This is a genomic window from Bacillus sp. RB3 (genome assembly GCF_030164735.1).
Lineage (GTDB): Bacteria > Bacillota > Bacilli > Bacillales > Bacillaceae_G > Bacillus_A > Bacillus_A cereus.
Window position 1 is genome coordinate 353151 of the sequence record NZ_JASNGE010000001.1, and the last position, 16844, is coordinate 369994.

Below are 16844 nucleotides of genomic sequence, written 5' to 3' on the forward strand. Positions count from 1 at the left end.
AAAGTGAGTAAGAGCAAGGATTTTATCGTTGTAAAAGGTGCTAGAGCACATAACTTAAAAAATATTGATGTAACCATTCCGAGAAATCAGCTTGTCGTTGTAACGGGATTGTCTGGTTCGGGGAAATCATCATTAGCATTTGATACGATTTATGCAGAAGGGCAGCGCAGATACGTAGAATCATTATCTGCGTATGCGCGCCAGTTTTTAGGACAAATGGATAAGCCGGATGTGGACACGATTGAAGGATTGTCACCAGCGATTTCAATCGATCAAAAAACGACGAGTCGTAATCCACGTTCAACTGTCGGAACGGTAACGGAGATTTATGATTATTTACGTTTATTATTTGCGCGAATTGGTACGCCAATTTGTCCAAATCATGGGATTGAAATTACATCACAAACAGTAGAGCAGATGGTAGACCGTGTTCTTGAATATCCTGAACGTACGAAATTACAAGTGTTAGCTCCTATCGTGTCTGGGCGTAAAGGTGCACATGTGAAAGTACTTGAAGATATTAAGAAGCAAGGATATGTTCGTGTACGTGTTGATGGTGAAATGCTTGATGTATCTGAGGATATTACGTTAGATAAAAATAAGAAGCATTCCATTGAAGTTGTAATTGACCGTATTGTTGTAAAAGAAGGAATCGCAAGCCGTCTTGCTGATTCACTTGAAAGTGCATTAAAGCTTGGCGGAGGCCGAGTGTTAATTGATGTAATGGGAGAAGAGGAACTTCTATTTAGTGAACATCATGCTTGTCCGCATTGTGGTTTTTCAATCGGAGAATTAGAGCCGCGTATGTTCTCATTCAACAGTCCGTTCGGAGCATGTCCTTCTTGTGATGGACTTGGTTCAAAGCTAGAGGTAGATTTAGAGCTTGTTATCCCGAACTGGGATTTATCATTAAATGAACATGCAATTGCACCTTGGGAACCGACAAGTTCACAATATTACCCGCAACTTTTACAATCTGTATGTAATCACTACGGCGTTGATATGGATGTGCCTGTGAAAAATATACCGAAAGATTTATTTGATAAAGTGTTGTACGGAAGCGGGGAAGAGAAGGTTTATTTCCGCTATGTAAATGAATTTGGTCAAGTAAAGGAAAATGAGATTTTATTTGAAGGTGTTATTCCAAACATTGAACGTCGTTATCGTGAAACGAGCTCCGATTACATTCGTGAGCAAATGGAAAAGTATATGGCAGAACAAGCTTGTCCGAAGTGTAAAGGTGGACGCTTAAAGCCTGAGAGCTTAGCTGTATTTGTTGGCAATAAAACGATTGCTGACGTAACGAAGTATTCAGTTCAAGAAGTACAAGAATTCTTCTCGAATGTAGAGCTAACGGAGAAGCAACAAAAAATAGCTCATTTAATTTTAAGAGAAATTCAGGAGCGCGTTGGGTTCTTAGTGAACGTTGGTTTAGATTATTTAACGTTAAGTCGTGCCGCAGGAACTTTATCAGGTGGTGAGGCGCAGCGTATTCGTTTAGCGACGCAAATTGGTTCTCGTCTAACTGGCGTACTTTATATTCTTGATGAACCTTCAATTGGTTTACACCAGCGTGATAACGATCGTCTTATTCGTACATTGCAAGAAATGCGCGATTTAGGTAATACGTTAATTGTTGTTGAACATGATGAAGATACGATGATGGCTGCTGACTATTTACTTGATATAGGGCCTGGTGCAGGTATTCACGGTGGACAAGTCGTATCAGCAGGTACACCGGCTGAAGTGATGCAAGATGATAATTCATTAACAGGGAAGTATTTAAGCGGTAAAGAGTTTATTCCTGTTCCACTTGAAAGACGTAAAGGTGACGGAAGGAAAGTGGAAATTGTCGGCGCAAAAGAGAATAACTTAAAGAATGCGAAGATGTCATTCCCGCTTGGTACGTTTGTAGCGGTAACAGGTGTATCTGGATCAGGTAAAAGTACGATGATTAATGAAGTACTATATAAATCGTTAGCGCAAAAGTTATATAAAGCGAAAGCGAAGCCGGGTACGCATAAAGAAATTAAAGGTCTTGAGCACTTAGATAAAGTAATCGATATTGACCAATCACCAATCGGTCGTACACCACGTTCTAATCCAGCGACTTACACAGGTGTATTTGATGATATTCGTGATGTGTTTGCACAAACGAATGAAGCGAAAGTGCGCGGATATCAAAAAGGACGTTTCAGCTTTAATGTAAAAGGTGGACGTTGTGAAGCGTGCCGTGGTGATGGAATTATTAAAATCGAAATGCACTTCTTACCAGACGTATACGTTCCGTGTGAAGTTTGTCATGGTAAACGTTACAACCGTGAAACGTTAGAAGTGAAATATAAAGATAAGAATATTTCTGAAGTGTTAGGGATGACAATTGAAGATGGAGTAGAGTTCTTCGCTAATATCCCAAAAATTAAGCGTAAACTTCAAACGCTTGTAGACGTTGGGCTTGGTTATATGAAATTAGGTCAACCAGCAACAACATTATCTGGTGGGGAAGCACAGCGTGTGAAATTAGCCTCTGAATTACACCGTCGTTCTACAGGACGTACGTTATACATTTTAGATGAACCAACGACTGGTTTGCATGCGCATGATATTGCACGTCTTCTAGAAGTGCTGCAACGTCTTGTTGAGAGCGGTGAGACGGTACTTGTAATTGAACATAATTTAGATGTGATAAAAACAGCTGATTATATAGTTGACCTTGGACCAGAGGGTGGAGATAAAGGTGGACAAATCGTTGCTTCCGGAACGCCAGAGCAAGTAGTGAAAGAAGAGCGCTCGTACACAGGTAAATATTTAAAAGAGATTTTAAATCGTGATAAAGCAAGAATGAAAGAGAAAATAAAAGAAGTAGAGTTATCGCAATAAGTTTATTGATAAAAACCGGGTGGAAATGACGCTCGGTTTTTATTTTATAGGGGGAGAAAATGGAGTTTTTAGAGGTGTTAAGAAAGAAAAATATGAAAGTAAGAGAGTTTCAAAATTGGGGTGTATATTTTCGAAAGCGCTGGGAGGATCACTTTGCAAATCATTTAAGTGATGAAGAAAAAGAAGACATTTTTCTTTATGGAGATAAGTATGGATGTGGGTATCTTTGGAACATATTTAGTTATGAGAAAAAGAAGTGTTTAGAGGGTAAAGAAGCAAAGAACGCGTTTCATAATGAAGTGAAAAAGGATTGCTACATTTTCTACCAACACTGTGATGAGGTACTGTTAATAAAGGATGCGAGTTTGTTACATATGGATGATATATTGTGTGAGAGGGACGATATGTATAAGGGTGATATCTATATTGTAGATAAGGAGTTCACTTGGACTTTTGTAAAAACTCATGAACATAGATGGTGCGGCCCTTATTTTACTAAGAAATGTTAGTAGGTATACAAGCATGAAAGATAGAATAAGTTGATATAAGTGTTCGTATCATACTTGCGTTTCTTATCTATTAGCGTATGATGAAATATATATGTTTAAAAGGATGTGTAACGAAATGAGATGGATTGTATCACTTCTTGTAAATAGCGTTGTGTTAATCGCTGTATCGGGACTTTTAAAAGGGATTGCACCAGATGCATTTTACGTAGCAAATATACAAACTGCAATTATTGCGAGTATTATATTGGCGGTTTTAAATGTGTTCGTAAAGCCATTTTTAATTTTAATTACGCTACCAATTACTGTTGTAACTTTCGGCTTCTTCTTAATTGTTATTAATGCGATTACGTTAAAAATAGCAGATTCATTATTAGGAGATGCTTTTAATATATCAGGATTTGGTGTAGCGATTGTTGCGGCAATTTGTATTTCAATTTTTAATATGATAATTGAAAAGGCAATTGTTGAGCCTCTGTATGAAAAAAAGAGAAAGTGACAAAAAGAAAAACATTTCATTATTCGTATGAAATGTTTTTTTCTATTTATTAGAAACCGTATTTCTTGTTTTCAGAAAAAAATGGTACAATATCCGATAGAATGGAATTTTACATCAAACGAGACTGAACCCGCAGCGGAGTGGAGGTTTATACATATGCCGAAAGTAAGGACAAAAGATTTAATTGAACAATTTCAATTGGAGTTAATCAGTGGTGAAGAAGGTATTCATCGTCCAATTGATACAAGTGATTTATCACGACCTGGAATTGAAATGGCAGGATTTTTTACATACTATCCAGCAGATCGTGTGCAGCTTCTTGGTAAAACGGAGCTTACTTTCTTTGACACGTTAACGTCAGAGCAAAAACAAGAGAGAATGAAAGCGCTTTGTACTGAGGAGACGCCATGTATTATTGTAACTCGTAATCAAGATGTACCAGATGAGTTATTACAAGCATCACGTGAATCAGGTATGCCTTTATTACGTTCTTCTCAAACGACAACGAGATTATCAAGTCGTTTAACAAACTATTTAGAAGGTAAGTTAGCACCAACAACAGCTGTTCATGGTGTGTTAGTAGATATTTACGGCGTTGGTGTTTTAATTACAGGTCAAAGTGGTGTTGGTAAAAGTGAGACAGCTCTTGAGCTTGTAAAGCGTGGTCACCGTCTTGTTGCGGATGATAGTGTAGAAATTCGTCAAGAAGATGAAGATATGTTAGTCGGAAGTTCACCAGATTTAATCGAGCATTTATTAGAAATTCGTGGTCTAGGTATTATTAACGTTATGACGTTATTCGGTGCAGGGGCAGTACGAAATTATAAGCGTATTACACTTGTTATTAATCTTGAAATTTGGGATCAAAAGAAAAATTACGATCGCTTAGGTCTTGATGAAGAGAAGATGAAAATTATTGATACAGAACTTACGAAGATTACACTTCCAGTTCGTCCTGGTCGAAACTTGGCTGTTATTATTGAAGTAGCAGCGATGAACTTCCGTTTGAAACGTATGGGAGTCAATGCAGCACAGCAGTTCTCTGAACGATTAATGAGTGCAATTGAGTTAGGAAATCAGGAGTAAACTTTGGAGAGGGAGGTCATATACATATGCTGTTAGCTTCTGTACCACAGCTTGACCGTGTAGCTATCCAACTTGGGCCGTTTCCTGTGTATTGGTACGGGATTATTATCGGTACAGGTGTGCTATTAGGTCTTTGGCTGGCAACTCGCGAGGGAGAAAGGCTAGGTATTCCAAAAGATACATTTGTTGACCTTGTATTAATTGCAGTACCGATCGCTATTCTTTTTGCGAGAATGTACTATGTTATTTTTGAATGGGAATATTACGCACAAAATCCGAGTCAAATTATTAATATTCGTCAAGGCGGTTTGGCGATTCATGGTGGTTTAATCGGAGCTGTTATTACCGGAATTCTTTTTGCGAAGCGACGCGGGGTTTCCTTCTGGAAGTTGGCTGATATTGCTGCACCAAGTATTTTACTAGGACAAGCAATTGGCCGATGGGGAAACTTTATGAACCAAGAGGCGCATGGTGATGAAGTAACGAGACAGTTTTTAGAAGGTCTTCATTTACCGGATTTCATTATTAATCAAATGTATATTGAGGGTGTGTACTATCATCCGACGTTTTTATATGAATCATTATGGAATTTTGCAGGCGTAATTTTACTACTTGCATTAAGAAAAGTGAATTTACGTCGCGGGGAGTTATTCTTCACATATTTAATTTGGTATTCAGTAGGACGCTTCTTCGTAGAAGGCTTACGTACAGATAGTTTAATGCTAGGACCACTTCGTATTGCACAAGTAATGTCAATTGGACTTGTTGTTATTTCTATTATTTTCATTATTGTGAGACGAAAAATGGGGCAAGCTGATAAAAGATATTTAGAAAATTAGAGACAAGTAGCATCTTATTATAAGATGCTGCTTCTTTCATATTCAGGAAGGCGAAAGGACTAAGGCGATGAGAATAAATACCGTGTTATTTGATTTAGATGGAACTTTAATTAATACAAATGAACTTATTATTTCTTCGTTTTTACATACTTTAAATACATATTATCCAAATCAATATAAGCGTGAAGATGTGTTGCCATTTATCGGTCCATCTTTGCATGATACTTTCAGCAAGATTGATGAAAGTAAGGTTGAAGAGATGATTACTAGCTATCGGAAATTTAACCATGATCATCATGATGAATTAGTAGAAGAATATGAAACTGTATATGAAACAGTTCGAGAGTTGAAGAAGCAAGGTTATAAAGTTGGTATTGTTACAACGAAAGCGAGACAAACCGTTGAGATGGGATTACAGTTGTCAAAGCTTGATGAATTTTTTGATGTTGTCGTGACAATTGATGATGTAGAGCATGTGAAACCACATCCGGAGCCACTTCAAAAAGCGCTTGAATTATTAGATGCAAAACCAGAAGAGGCATTGATGGTTGGGGATAATCATCATGATATTGTCGGTGGTCAAAATGCGGGGACGAAAACAGCTGCGGTTTCATGGACGTTGAAAGGTAGAGCGTATTTAGAGGCTTACAAGCCGGACTTTATGCTAGATAAAATGAGTGATTTGCTACCGATTTTGTCTAACATGAACCGTTCATAAAGGTCCAAGTAAGTTAGTAGAGGAGCGAGCTAAGTGCGACGGACAACGCGCTATCCTGTTTCAGGAGAAAATTCGTTATGGAATGTGTATAAAACAGTGTCTTTTTGGAAGGTAATGAAAAACTTTATTATTATCCAAATTGCGCGTTACACGCCATTTTTATCCGTGAAAAATTGGTTGTACCGCACTTTTTTACGGATGAAAGTAGGAAAGAAAACATCATTTGCGCTTATGGTAATGCCGGATATTATGTTCCCAGAAAAGATAACTGTGGGAGAGAATTCGATTATTGGCTATAACACAACGCTTTTAGCACATGAATATTTAATTCGTGAATATCGACTTGGCGAAATCGTCATTGGAAATGAAGTAATGATTGGAGCGAATGTAACAATATTACCAGGTGTGAACATTGGAGACGGTGCGACTGTCTCAGCTGGCACACTTGTTCATAGAGATGTACCGAGCGGTGCTTTCGTAGGTGGAAATCCAATGCGTATTATTTATACGAAAGAGCAAATGACCGCAAGAGAAGGTTCATGGTGAAAATGTAACATTTCTCCTCTTTTTTTATGAATAAAAAGGAAATAATTGAGTATAATATACTGTTTTGTTTTTTACGGAATCGTTTATACTTATAGATAGAAGAATGTGTGAACGAAGAAAACAAAAAACTGGAGGATATATGGGGAAAAATCAAAGGATATATAAGGAGAACGGACAAGTTATCTCTTTTAATCAATTAGCGGACTTCTTTTATAAAAAAGGGATGAGAGCTTACAAAGGACAAAAATTGCAAGATGCAATTAAATATTTTCGAAGAGCGGCACAAAGTGAGAAGGAGCCGTTTATTTTATGTCAATTAGCATCAGTATTATCTGAGGCTGGTGAATATCAAGAATCGAATCAAATCTTCTTAAAGTTAGTTAGATCTAATCCAGAACTTGAACAGTGCTATTATTTTATTGCAAATAATTATGCATATATGGGGTTATTTCAACAGGCGAAGAAATATGCAGATCGTTATTTAGAAGTTGCAAAAGAGAAGGAATTCGTAGAAGATACGTTAGAACTTCTTGAGATTATGGAAGAAGAAGCAATGGGTGCGGAAGAGATTGAAGATGAAGATGATTTAATTGTTATGCAGGAAGAAGCGAATCGCTATATTCGTAATGGACAATTGGAAGAAGCAATTGCTACATTAGAAATTGTTACGAAAGATTATCCGGAATTTTGGTCAGGTCATAATAATTTAGCCATTGCACATTTTCAATCTGGTAATGTAGACAAAGCACTGAAGTTAACAGAAATGATTTTAGAGAAAAACCCTGGTAATATACATGCGCTTTGTAATACGCTTATTTTTCTATATTCAATTGGAGAGCATAAACAAGTAGAGGCATTAGCGGGACAGCTAGTTTCGGTATATCCGATTTCATTTGAACATCGTTTGAAACTGGGAACTACACTCGCAACAATTGGTTATTTCGAGCATGCATATAAGTGGTTCAAACTATTAAAGCGTCAAGGATATGAGGGAGACGTTAGTTTTTATTATTGGTTTGCATATTCTGCGTATATGGTGAAAGACCAGCAACTAGCTGAAAAAATGTGGCAATATGTCGTGGAATTACATCCTGATAAAAAGGGGAAAGAACCGTGGAATGCGCTGAATTTAGCAGATGAAGGGCAAAATGTGTTATTTGAAGAATTACGAAAATCATTTCAGCAAAGTGCGACGCTAGAAGAACAAATGCTAGCTTTATATTTAATGAATGAATTGTCAACGCCGGAGAAGGTTGGATTCTTCTTTGATATAACGCAAGCGAAGAACGGTGTTCCCATCGTATCGCAACTTGCAAAGTACTTCTTTTTACTTAATAGTCATAAGAGTATTCCAGCTGATTTACAGCAATTTGAGCAGTGCGCGAGAATTGCGGATGCATTATACAATTATACGAAAAAAGATGATGAATTAATCGAAGAGTGTTTACACTTTTGGTTTTGTACGTTCATACGTTTATATACATCTGGAGACATATTTACAAATGTGTACGGCTGGTCAGCTGCGATTGAATACATTGTACGCGGCGAACAAGGAAATAAAATGACACAGTCGGAGCTTGGAGATGTATATAATGTATCTGTAGCGACTGTCCGAAAGTATGTGCAAGCTGTTAAGCGTACGCACACATAAGATAAGCAAATCATTGGGAAAAAAATGATGCTAACAGTATAATGAGGGTAACTTAATTGTGTAGGAATGGATAGGAGTGAATAGTGTGTCAGAAGAAAAAATTTATGATGTCGTTATTATTGGTGCAGGACCAGCTGGTATGACAGCTGCAGTATATACATCTCGTGCAAATTTAAGCACATTAATGCTTGAGCGAGGTATTCCAGGTGGCCAAATGGCAAACACGGAAGATGTAGAAAACTACCCAGGTTATGAGTCTATTTTAGGACCAGATTTATCAAATAAAATGTTTGAGCATGCGAAGAAATTTGGTGCTGAATATGCATACGGTGATGTGAAAAAAGTCATCGATGGTAAAGAATACAAAACAATTATTGCTGGTAAAAAAGAATATAAAGCACGTGCAATTATCGTTGCAAGCGGTGCAGAGTATAAAAAAATTGGTGTACCGGGTGAAACAGAACTTGGCGGCCGCGGTGTATCATATTGTGCAGTATGTGACGGAGCATTCTTTAAAGGAAAAGAGCTTATCGTAATTGGTGGCGGAGATTCTGCTGTTGAAGAGGGTGTGTTCTTAACACGCTTCGCATCAAAAGTAACGATCGTTCACCGTCGTGACACGCTTCGTGCACAGAAAATTTTACAAGACCGTGCTTTCCAAAACGAAAAAGTAGATTTCATTTGGAATCACACTATAAAAGAAATCAACGAAGCAAGTGGTAAAGTAGGAAGTGTAACACTTGTGGACGTAAATAGTGGAGAAGAGAAAGAAGTCAAAACTGACGGCGTATTTGTATACATCGGTATGTTACCTTTATCAAAACCATTTGTTGAACTAGGTATTACAAATGAAAATGGTTACCTTGAAACGAACGAGCGTATGGAAACGAAAATCCCTGGTATTTTCGCAGCTGGTGATGTTCGTGAAAAAATGCTTCGTCAAATTGTAACTGCAACAGGTGACGGTAGTATTGCAGCGCAAAGTGCACAACATTACGTAGAAGAGTTATTAGAGGAATTAAAAACTGTATCAGAAAAATAAGGGATAATATACCTTGTGAGAAGAAAGCTACCGACAGGAGCTTTCTTCTTTTTTTGTGTGAAAATGTCAAAGTTTTGTCAAAAAATATAAGGATTATAAGCTTTCTTATTGATATACTGGACTTTACGGAAAAAATCACTATAAGAAATGAGGAATTTATTCAGTATGGAATGGCGTAATATATATCGTGGATTTTGTATGGGCGTTAGTGATTTAATTCCTGGTGTGAGCGGCGGTACAATCGCTGTTGTGTTAGGGATTTATGAACAATTGCTTGCGGCAATTAGTGGATTCTTTAGTCGTGAATGGAAAAAACATTTAGGATTTTTAATTCCCCTTGCAGCTGGTGTGGCAGCGGCATTTTTAACGTTAAGTCACGTTATTAAATATTTACTTGCAAATCATTATGAACCGACTCAATTTTTCTTCCTCGGTTTAATTATTAGTATATTACCGATGTTAATGAGGGAAGCTGATGCAAAGTCGTCGTTTAAAGGTAAGCACATCGTTTTATTAATAGTTGCAGCAATTCTTGTTGCGATTACAGCTTTCTTTAAACCAGATAAGGCAGCAGATCCAATTACGACTTTAACAATTTTAAATGCAATTGGTTTATTTTTCGCAGGATGGATGGCTAGTATGGCAATGCTGCTTCCTGGGATTAGTGGATCGTTTATTTTATTAATTATTGGTGTGTATCCAACAGCAATTAACGCTTTAACTACACTTAACTTACCTTTAATCGTGGTTATCGGTGCTGGTGTTATGGTTGGATTTGTTGTAAGTAGTAAAGGTATTAGTTTTTTATTAGATCGTTATAAAAGTATGACATTTGCGGCAATTATTGGACTTGTAATCGGTTCGATTGTAATTGTATTCCCTGGGATTCCGACTGGTGGATTTTCAATTATAAGTTCAATCATTACCTTTATTTTAGGATTTGCGATTGTTACTTATTTCGGTAAGAAATAAGGGCTTTAATCCCCTTGGCGATAAAAATCGTTAAGGGGATTTTTCATGCTATTCATTAAAAGTCTAAGCATTTACATTGCTTGTTATAGAAAGCTTTTTTAAAATTGCTGAGTAGCATATGCTTAGCGAAAGAGGACTGGCTCCTTCGTTGTAGCAAACTGTTTTTGATAGTATAATGAAAGAAGTATGCAGTGAGGAATTTTACTGCAAGTAGCTGAGGTGAAGAAACATGCAAAGAGTGACAAACTGTGTGTTAATTAGAGATAATGAAGTACTCTTACTCCAAAAACCTCGCCGGAATTGGTGGGTTGCACCAGGCGGGAAAATGGAGCGTGGTGAGACTGTAAGAGATTCCGTTGTTCGCGAATATCGCGAAGAAACAGGTATTTATTTGAAAAACCCAGCGTTAAAGGGGGTCTTCACCTTTGTCATCCAAGAAGGTGATAAAGTTGTTTCTGAATGGATGATGTTCTCCTTTTTAGCGACAGATTTTGCAGGAGAAAACAAACTAGAGAGCGAAGAAGGCATCATTGGTTGGCATACATTTGATAAAATTGATGATTTAGCAATGGCGCCAGGAGATTATCACATTATTGATTATTTAATTAAAGGAAATGGCATAATCTACGGTACATTTGTATATACCCCAGATTTTGAGTTGCTTTCATATCGATTAGATCCGAGTTAAACCGTCAAGGAGAGGATACGATGACAGAGAATAATGATATAAAAATGGTAATTATTACAGGGATGTCTGGAGCTGGAAAAACAGTAGCTTTACAAAGTTTTGAAGATTTAGGATATTTTTGTGTAGATAATTTACCACCGATGTTATTGCCAAAGTTTATTGAGCTTATGGCGGATTCAAAAGGGAAAATGAATAAAGTGGCACTTGGTATTGATTTACGTGGCCGCGAGTTTTTCGAACATTTATGGGGAGCACTTGATGATTTATCAGAACGTACATGGATTATTCCTCATATTTTATTTTTAGATGCGAAAGATAGTACGCTTGTAACTCGTTATAAAGAAACGAGACGTTCGCATCCACTTGCACCAACTGGTTTGCCGTTAAAGGGAATCGAAGCAGAGCGCAATTTATTAACAGATATGAAAGCACGAGCGAATATTGTGCTTGATACATCGGATTTAAAACCGAAAGAATTACGTGAAAAAATTGTTCACTTGTTCTCAACAGAAACTGAGCAAGCATTTCGTGTAAATGTTATGTCATTTGGATTTAAGTACGGTATTCCAATTGATGCAGATTTAGTATTTGATGTTCGTTTTTTACCAAATCCATATTACATTCCACACATGAAGCCATTAACAGGACTAGATGAAGAAGTTTCTTCGTATGTACTGAAATTTAATGAGACACATAAGTTTTTAGAGAAGTTGACGGATCTGATTACTTTCATGCTGCCTCATTATAAAAGAGAAGGCAAAAGTCAACTTGTAATTGCAATTGGATGTACAGGTGGACAGCATCGTTCTGTTACGCTTACAGAATACCTTGGGAAACATTTGAAACCAGAGTATAGTGTTCATGTATCTCATCGTGATGTGGAGAAGAGAAAGGGCCATTAAGGGATGAAAAAAGAGAGAAAACCTAAAATTGTCATCATGGGAGGCGGAACTGGACTCTCAGTTTTATTAAGAGGATTAAAGCAATATCCTGTTGATATTACAGCAGTTGTTACAATCGCTGATGATGGTGGCAGTTCGGGTCGATTACGTGATGAGCTAGAAATTCCACCTCCAGGTGACATCCGTAACGTACTTGTTGCGTTATCGGATGTAGAGCCACTGGTGGAAGCTTTATTTCAGCACCGTTTCACAACAGGAGACGGACTGAAAGGTCATGCGTTAGGAAATCTATTATTGGCAGGTATGACCTCGATTACAGGAGACTTTTTCCATGCAATTACAGAAACAAGTAAAGTATTAAATGTCAGAGGACGTGTATTACCAGCAGCGAATCAAAGTGCGGTACTTCATGCGGAACTTGAAGATGGGGAAATTGTAACAGGTGAATCAAAGATTCCTTATTACGGAAAGAAGATTAATCGTGTCTTTTTAACTCCAGAAGATGTAGAGCCATTGCATGAAACGTTGGCTGAGATTAAACGAGCTGATTTACTTGTTTTCGGTCCTGGCAGTTTGTATACGAGTATATTGCCCAATTTAGTTGTTAACAAAATTGGAGACGCTGTTCTTGCTGCAAAGGCGAAGAAGGTATATGTATGTAACGTTATGACACAAGCGGGTGAAACGATGGGATATACTGCTTTTGATCATGTGCAGGCGTTACACGATCATTTAGGGCAACCATTTATCAATACTGCAATTGTAAATAACCGTGAGATTCCTTGTGAATTACGTAAGTTATATGATGAAGAAATGTCTACACCAGTTGTAGTGGATGAAGAACGTTTTGTTGAAAATAATATTGATGTTATTCAAGAGGGATTAGCGAAGTATGATGATCATGTTGTAAGGCATGATACGTTAAAGTTAGCTTCCATTTTATATTCATTGTTATAAATATGCGTTGCCTCGTTTGAGGTAGCGCTCCTCATTCATATAGGACAAGAATTTTGTTCCATAATAATCGTATAAGGAGGTGTTGACTGTGTCATTTGCATCAGAAACAAAGAAAGAGTTGACGAATCTTGAGATGAAGGAATGCTGTGAGAAAGCAGAATTATCAGCGTTACTTCGAATGAACGGGTCGCTTTCTTTTTCAAACCGTCGTCTATCTATCGATATTCAAACGGAAAATGCGGCAATTGCAAGAAGGATTTATACGCTTTTGAAAAAAGGATATGACGTGACGGTAGAATTGCTTGTTCGTAAAAAAATGCGCTTGAAGAAAAATAATGTATATATTGTGCGGCTTGTTGAGAAGTCTCGTGAAATATTAGCTGATCTTCATATCGTTCGAGATGACTTTTCATTTATTCGAAATATATCACAAGAATTGATTGAGAAGAAGTGTTGTAAACGATCGTACTTACGCGGCGCATTTTTAGCAGGTGGTTCAGTAAATAACCCAGAAACATCATCTTATCATTTAGAGATCTTTTCGTTATATAAGGAACATAATGATGCTATATGTGAACTGATGAACGGATTTGATTTAAATAGTAAGACGTTGGAAAGAAGAAAAGGGTACATTACGTATTTGAAAGAAGCAGAAAAAATTACAGAGTTTTTAAATATTATAGGTGCTCATAATGCACTTTTAAGATTTGAAGATATTCGAATCGTACGTGATATGCGTAATTCTGTAAATCGTTTAGTGAACTGCGAAACAGCTAATTTAAATAAAACAATTGGTGCAGCACTAAGGCAGATTGAAAATATTCGTTACATTGATGAGACAGTTGGTCTTGATATATTGCCGGATAAACTACAAGAGATTGCACAATTACGAAGAGATTATCAAGATGTAACATTGAAAGAGTTAGGTGAGATGGTATCCGGGGGGAAGATTAGTAAGTCGGGTATTAATCATCGTTTGCGTAAAATCGATGAAATTGCAGAGAAATTACGCGCGGGGGAAACGGTAGCAAAAAAATAAGAGGTTAAAGGGGAAATGGAGCTGTGGTTCAAAAACGAGTTCAGGTTTCATTAAAAAACGGTTTACAAGCACGTCCGGCTGCGTTGTTTGTACAAGAGGCAAATCGCTTTCATGCAGATATCTTCATCGAGAAAGATGGAAAGACAGTAAATGCAAAGAGCATAATGGGGATTATGAGCTTAGCAATTGGAACTGGAAGCATGATAACAATTACAACAGAAGGTTCAGATGCAGAAGAGGCTTTAGAAGCATTAGCTGCATATGTACAATAAAAAGCTATCGCGTATATGCGATAGCTTTTTGTTGTCTGTGCGAATTAGCGAGGAGGGGTATTTAAGGGGTACGTGCTTGTCGAGAATTGTCGGTAAGTCGATAAGTTGTGTCGAAACGTCGATATATTAGAATAATCGCTGATATAATCGGAGTTACGGTCGATATATTTGAAAAATCGCTGATATATTTAGAGAGATACTGGATGGGGTATGTGAGCGGGGAACAATATATAAAAGAAGCGCCCAATTATAGGGCGCTTCCACTTTTAGTTGTATCCAGCTCCAGCGACCTGCGATTCTAAACGAGCCGCTTTCGCTTTTAAGTATTAACGATTTGTAAAGATCTTATCGATTAAACCGTATTCTAAAGCTTTTTCTGCTGTCATGAAGTTGTCGCGGTCTGTGTCGCGTTGTAGTACTTCAAGTGGTTGACCAGTGCGGTCAGCAAGAATTTGGTTTAGTTTTTCACGTAAGAATAGGATACGTTTTGCAGCGATTTCGATTTCAGTCGCTTGACCTTGTGCTCCTCCAAGTGGTTGGTGAATCATTACTTCACTGTTTGGAAGTGCATAACGTTTTCCTTTTTCACCTGCTGCAAGTAAGAATGCACCCATAGATGCTGCCATACCGATACAGATTGTTGATACTTGTGGCTTAATAAACTGCATTGTATCATAGATTGCCATACCTGCTGTGATAGAACCACCAGGGCTGTTGATGTAGATATGAATATCTTTTTCTGGATCTTGAGATTCCAAGAATAAAAGCTGGGAAACGATTGAGTTAGCTACGTTGTCATCAATTGCACTACCAAGCATAATGATGCGGTCTTTTAATAGTCGAGAGTAAATATCGTAAGCGCGTTCTCCACGATTTGTTTGTTCAATTACTGTAGGAATTAAATTCATCTGTTATTTCCTCCTTATAAAGCTTTCTTAGTCTTATAATACAATTATGGTCAATAAAGGTCAAACGAAACCACTTTAAATCAAAAAAATATGTAGTTGTACCATGAAATATTCGCTATGTTTTCGAAATTCCCTGCTTATGTATCTTCAACATCATAACCGAATTACATAAATTTAAACGTTATGAAAACTGGAGAAAAAAGAAAAGAACGCCTTTTAACTGAAGCGTTCTTTCGATAATTAGTCTTTTAAAAGATAGGTTACTTTATTTAAAATCTTTTCGATTTGTTTCGCGTTTTTACTATACATTTCACTTGCTGATTTCGACTTTGTTTCTAAGGAAAATAGTTCAAGATCAGCATGACATTTTTTTAAAGATGCTAATAATAAAGGTTTGTTTTGAGGAGAAGGCATTTGGAGTTTGTCATTGTAAATGTCGATAGTAAGTTGTCCGTATGAATCCACTTGACCGAGGAAGACATTTTCAATAACAACACCAAGTTTTTCTAATTCTGAATGTAGCCAAGCGCGGTTATGTCCGCTTGCTGAAAGAGGTTCATCTAGTACATTTCCATCCATAATAACAGTTTGTGGTTCTTTCTCGTTTGGTACTTTTAAACCGATGTCTTTTGCTGTAAGTGGCTGGGAATCTTTCTTTAATAATACATTTAATTCTCCGCTCGGTTCTAAGACAGCAAATTCGACTTCAGCTACGCTGAACGCACTTTTTCCACGGAGAAGTTCCAGTAATTCGTCACTGGTATATTTTTCTTTCTTTAAGTTATCTTCGAGTATCTTTCCGTCTTTTATTAATACGGTAGATTTCCCTTCAAAGAAGTCCCGAGCTGTTTTGTTCTTTAAAGAGAGGATTCCTGTTAAAAAAGGTACCACAGCGAAAATGAGTATCGCAAAGACGCCGTGAAAAAATTTTGAATCGAGCCCTGTAGATACTTGGGCAGCGATGTCACCAATCGTCATTCCGGCTATGTATTCAAAAAAGGAAAGCTGAGAGATTTGTCTTTTCCCTAACCATTTCGTAATAGCGAATAAAATAATTAATATGAATACAGAGCGAAGAATGACAAGTGTCCATTCCGGCAGGTGAGACATAGTCGTTTCCTCCAGTCTACTTAAAACCCTTTATATTGAGGTTCTTCACGTTCTAATACTGAAATTCTATCCTTTAAATCAGCGATGACGCTGTCCATTTCTAACATACATTCATGAAATACGCGTTTTGATTCTTCGTCTTGTGAATTTAATGAAAGGGAGCTTAAACTTGCTTGAGCGCCCCTTACACTAGCAAGGCAAGTTTTTACGCTAGCGATAACAGTCATAT

18 protein-coding genes are annotated in these 16844 nt (G+C 37.3%); 15 read left to right on the forward strand and 3 right to left on the reverse strand.

The window, feature by feature from the left end:
• Positions 1 to 3 precede the first annotated feature (3 nt).
• From uvrA to QO049_RS01735, 15 genes are all read left to right on the forward strand, one after another.
• A complete protein-coding gene (gene uvrA / locus QO049_RS01665) occupies positions 4 to 2880 on the forward strand; it encodes an excinuclease ABC subunit UvrA (RefSeq protein ID WP_000045583.1) in 2877 nt (958 codons plus the stop codon).
• A 59-nt stretch (positions 2881 to 2939) separates the two neighbouring features.
• Complete coding sequence (locus QO049_RS01670; RefSeq protein WP_246961585.1) at positions 2940 to 3389, forward strand: DUF4275 family protein; 450 nt, start codon at positions 2940 to 2942, stop codon at positions 3387 to 3389.
• Positions 3390 to 3504: 115 nt separating this feature from the next.
• On the forward strand, positions 3505 to 3885 hold the full coding sequence (locus tag QO049_RS01675; RefSeq protein ID WP_001267308.1) for a phage holin family protein: 381 nt from the start codon (positions 3505 to 3507) through the stop codon (positions 3883 to 3885).
• A 156-nt stretch (positions 3886 to 4041) separates the two neighbouring features.
• Positions 4042 to 4971: an HPr(Ser) kinase/phosphatase gene (gene hprK / locus QO049_RS01680; RefSeq protein WP_001127250.1), complete on the forward strand. Its 930-nt coding sequence runs from the start codon at positions 4042 to 4044 to the stop codon at positions 4969 to 4971.
• 26 nt (positions 4972 to 4997) lie between these two features.
• Entirely contained in the window at positions 4998 to 5810 is an 813-nt protein-coding gene (gene lgt, locus QO049_RS01685; RefSeq protein ID WP_000922848.1) for a prolipoprotein diacylglyceryl transferase, read from the forward strand.
• 67 nt (positions 5811 to 5877) lie between these two features.
• Complete coding sequence (ppaX, locus tag QO049_RS01690) at positions 5878 to 6528, forward strand: pyrophosphatase PpaX (RefSeq protein ID WP_002097946.1); 651 nt, start codon at positions 5878 to 5880, stop codon at positions 6526 to 6528.
• Positions 6529 to 6561: 33 nt separating this feature from the next.
• Positions 6562 to 7074 (forward strand): acyltransferase, encoded by a 513-nt coding sequence (locus QO049_RS01695; RefSeq protein WP_001255073.1) that lies wholly within the window; start codon positions 6562 to 6564, stop codon positions 7072 to 7074.
• Between the two features lie 139 nt (positions 7075 to 7213).
• Complete coding sequence (locus tag QO049_RS01700; RefSeq protein WP_000517720.1) at positions 7214 to 8725, forward strand: tetratricopeptide repeat protein; 1512 nt, start codon at positions 7214 to 7216, stop codon at positions 8723 to 8725.
• Positions 8726 to 8810: 85 nt separating this feature from the next.
• Complete coding sequence (gene trxB, locus QO049_RS01705) at positions 8811 to 9767, forward strand: thioredoxin-disulfide reductase (protein WP_001288079.1); 957 nt, start codon at positions 8811 to 8813, stop codon at positions 9765 to 9767.
• 165 nt (positions 9768 to 9932) lie between these two features.
• Positions 9933 to 10739: a DUF368 domain-containing protein gene (locus QO049_RS01710; RefSeq protein ID WP_000455196.1), complete on the forward strand. Its 807-nt coding sequence runs from the start codon at positions 9933 to 9935 to the stop codon at positions 10737 to 10739.
• A gap of 229 nt (positions 10740 to 10968) precedes the next feature.
• The gene (locus QO049_RS01715) at positions 10969 to 11427 is read left to right on the forward strand and encodes an NUDIX hydrolase (protein ID WP_001190080.1); all 459 of its coding nucleotides are present in this window, start codon (positions 10969 to 10971) and stop codon (positions 11425 to 11427) included.
• Between the two features lie 20 nt (positions 11428 to 11447).
• Positions 11448 to 12329, forward strand: a complete 882-nt coding sequence (gene rapZ / locus QO049_RS01720; RefSeq protein WP_000138459.1) for an RNase adapter RapZ — start codon at positions 11448 to 11450, stop codon at positions 12327 to 12329.
• 3 nt (positions 12330 to 12332) lie between these two features.
• Positions 12333 to 13286 (forward strand): gluconeogenesis factor YvcK family protein, encoded by a 954-nt coding sequence (locus tag QO049_RS01725; RefSeq protein ID WP_000712186.1) that lies wholly within the window; start codon positions 12333 to 12335, stop codon positions 13284 to 13286.
• Between the two features lie 88 nt (positions 13287 to 13374).
• Complete coding sequence (gene whiA / locus QO049_RS01730) at positions 13375 to 14325, forward strand: DNA-binding protein WhiA (RefSeq protein WP_000006560.1); 951 nt, start codon at positions 13375 to 13377, stop codon at positions 14323 to 14325.
• A gap of 23 nt (positions 14326 to 14348) precedes the next feature.
• Positions 14349 to 14597 (forward strand): HPr family phosphocarrier protein, encoded by a 249-nt coding sequence (locus QO049_RS01735; protein ID WP_000250307.1) that lies wholly within the window; start codon positions 14349 to 14351, stop codon positions 14595 to 14597.
• Positions 14598 to 14923: 326 nt separating this feature from the next.
• Here QO049_RS01735 and clpP read toward each other — a convergent pair whose 3' ends face one another.
• The 3 genes from clpP to QO049_RS01750 form a co-directional block, all read right to left on the reverse strand.
• Positions 14924 to 15505, reverse strand: a complete 582-nt coding sequence (gene clpP / locus QO049_RS01740) for an ATP-dependent Clp endopeptidase proteolytic subunit ClpP (protein WP_001049162.1) — start codon at positions 15503 to 15505, stop codon at positions 14924 to 14926.
• 240 nt (positions 15506 to 15745) lie between these two features.
• Positions 15746 to 16615, reverse strand: coding sequence for a DUF421 domain-containing protein (locus tag QO049_RS01745; protein WP_000018924.1), 870 nt, complete (start codon positions 16613 to 16615; stop codon positions 15746 to 15748).
• Positions 16616 to 16635: 20 nt separating this feature from the next.
• Positions 16636 to 16842: a DUF1657 domain-containing protein gene (locus tag QO049_RS01750; RefSeq protein WP_000215909.1), complete on the reverse strand. Its 207-nt coding sequence runs from the start codon at positions 16840 to 16842 to the stop codon at positions 16636 to 16638.
• Positions 16843 to 16844: the final 2 nt, after the last annotated feature.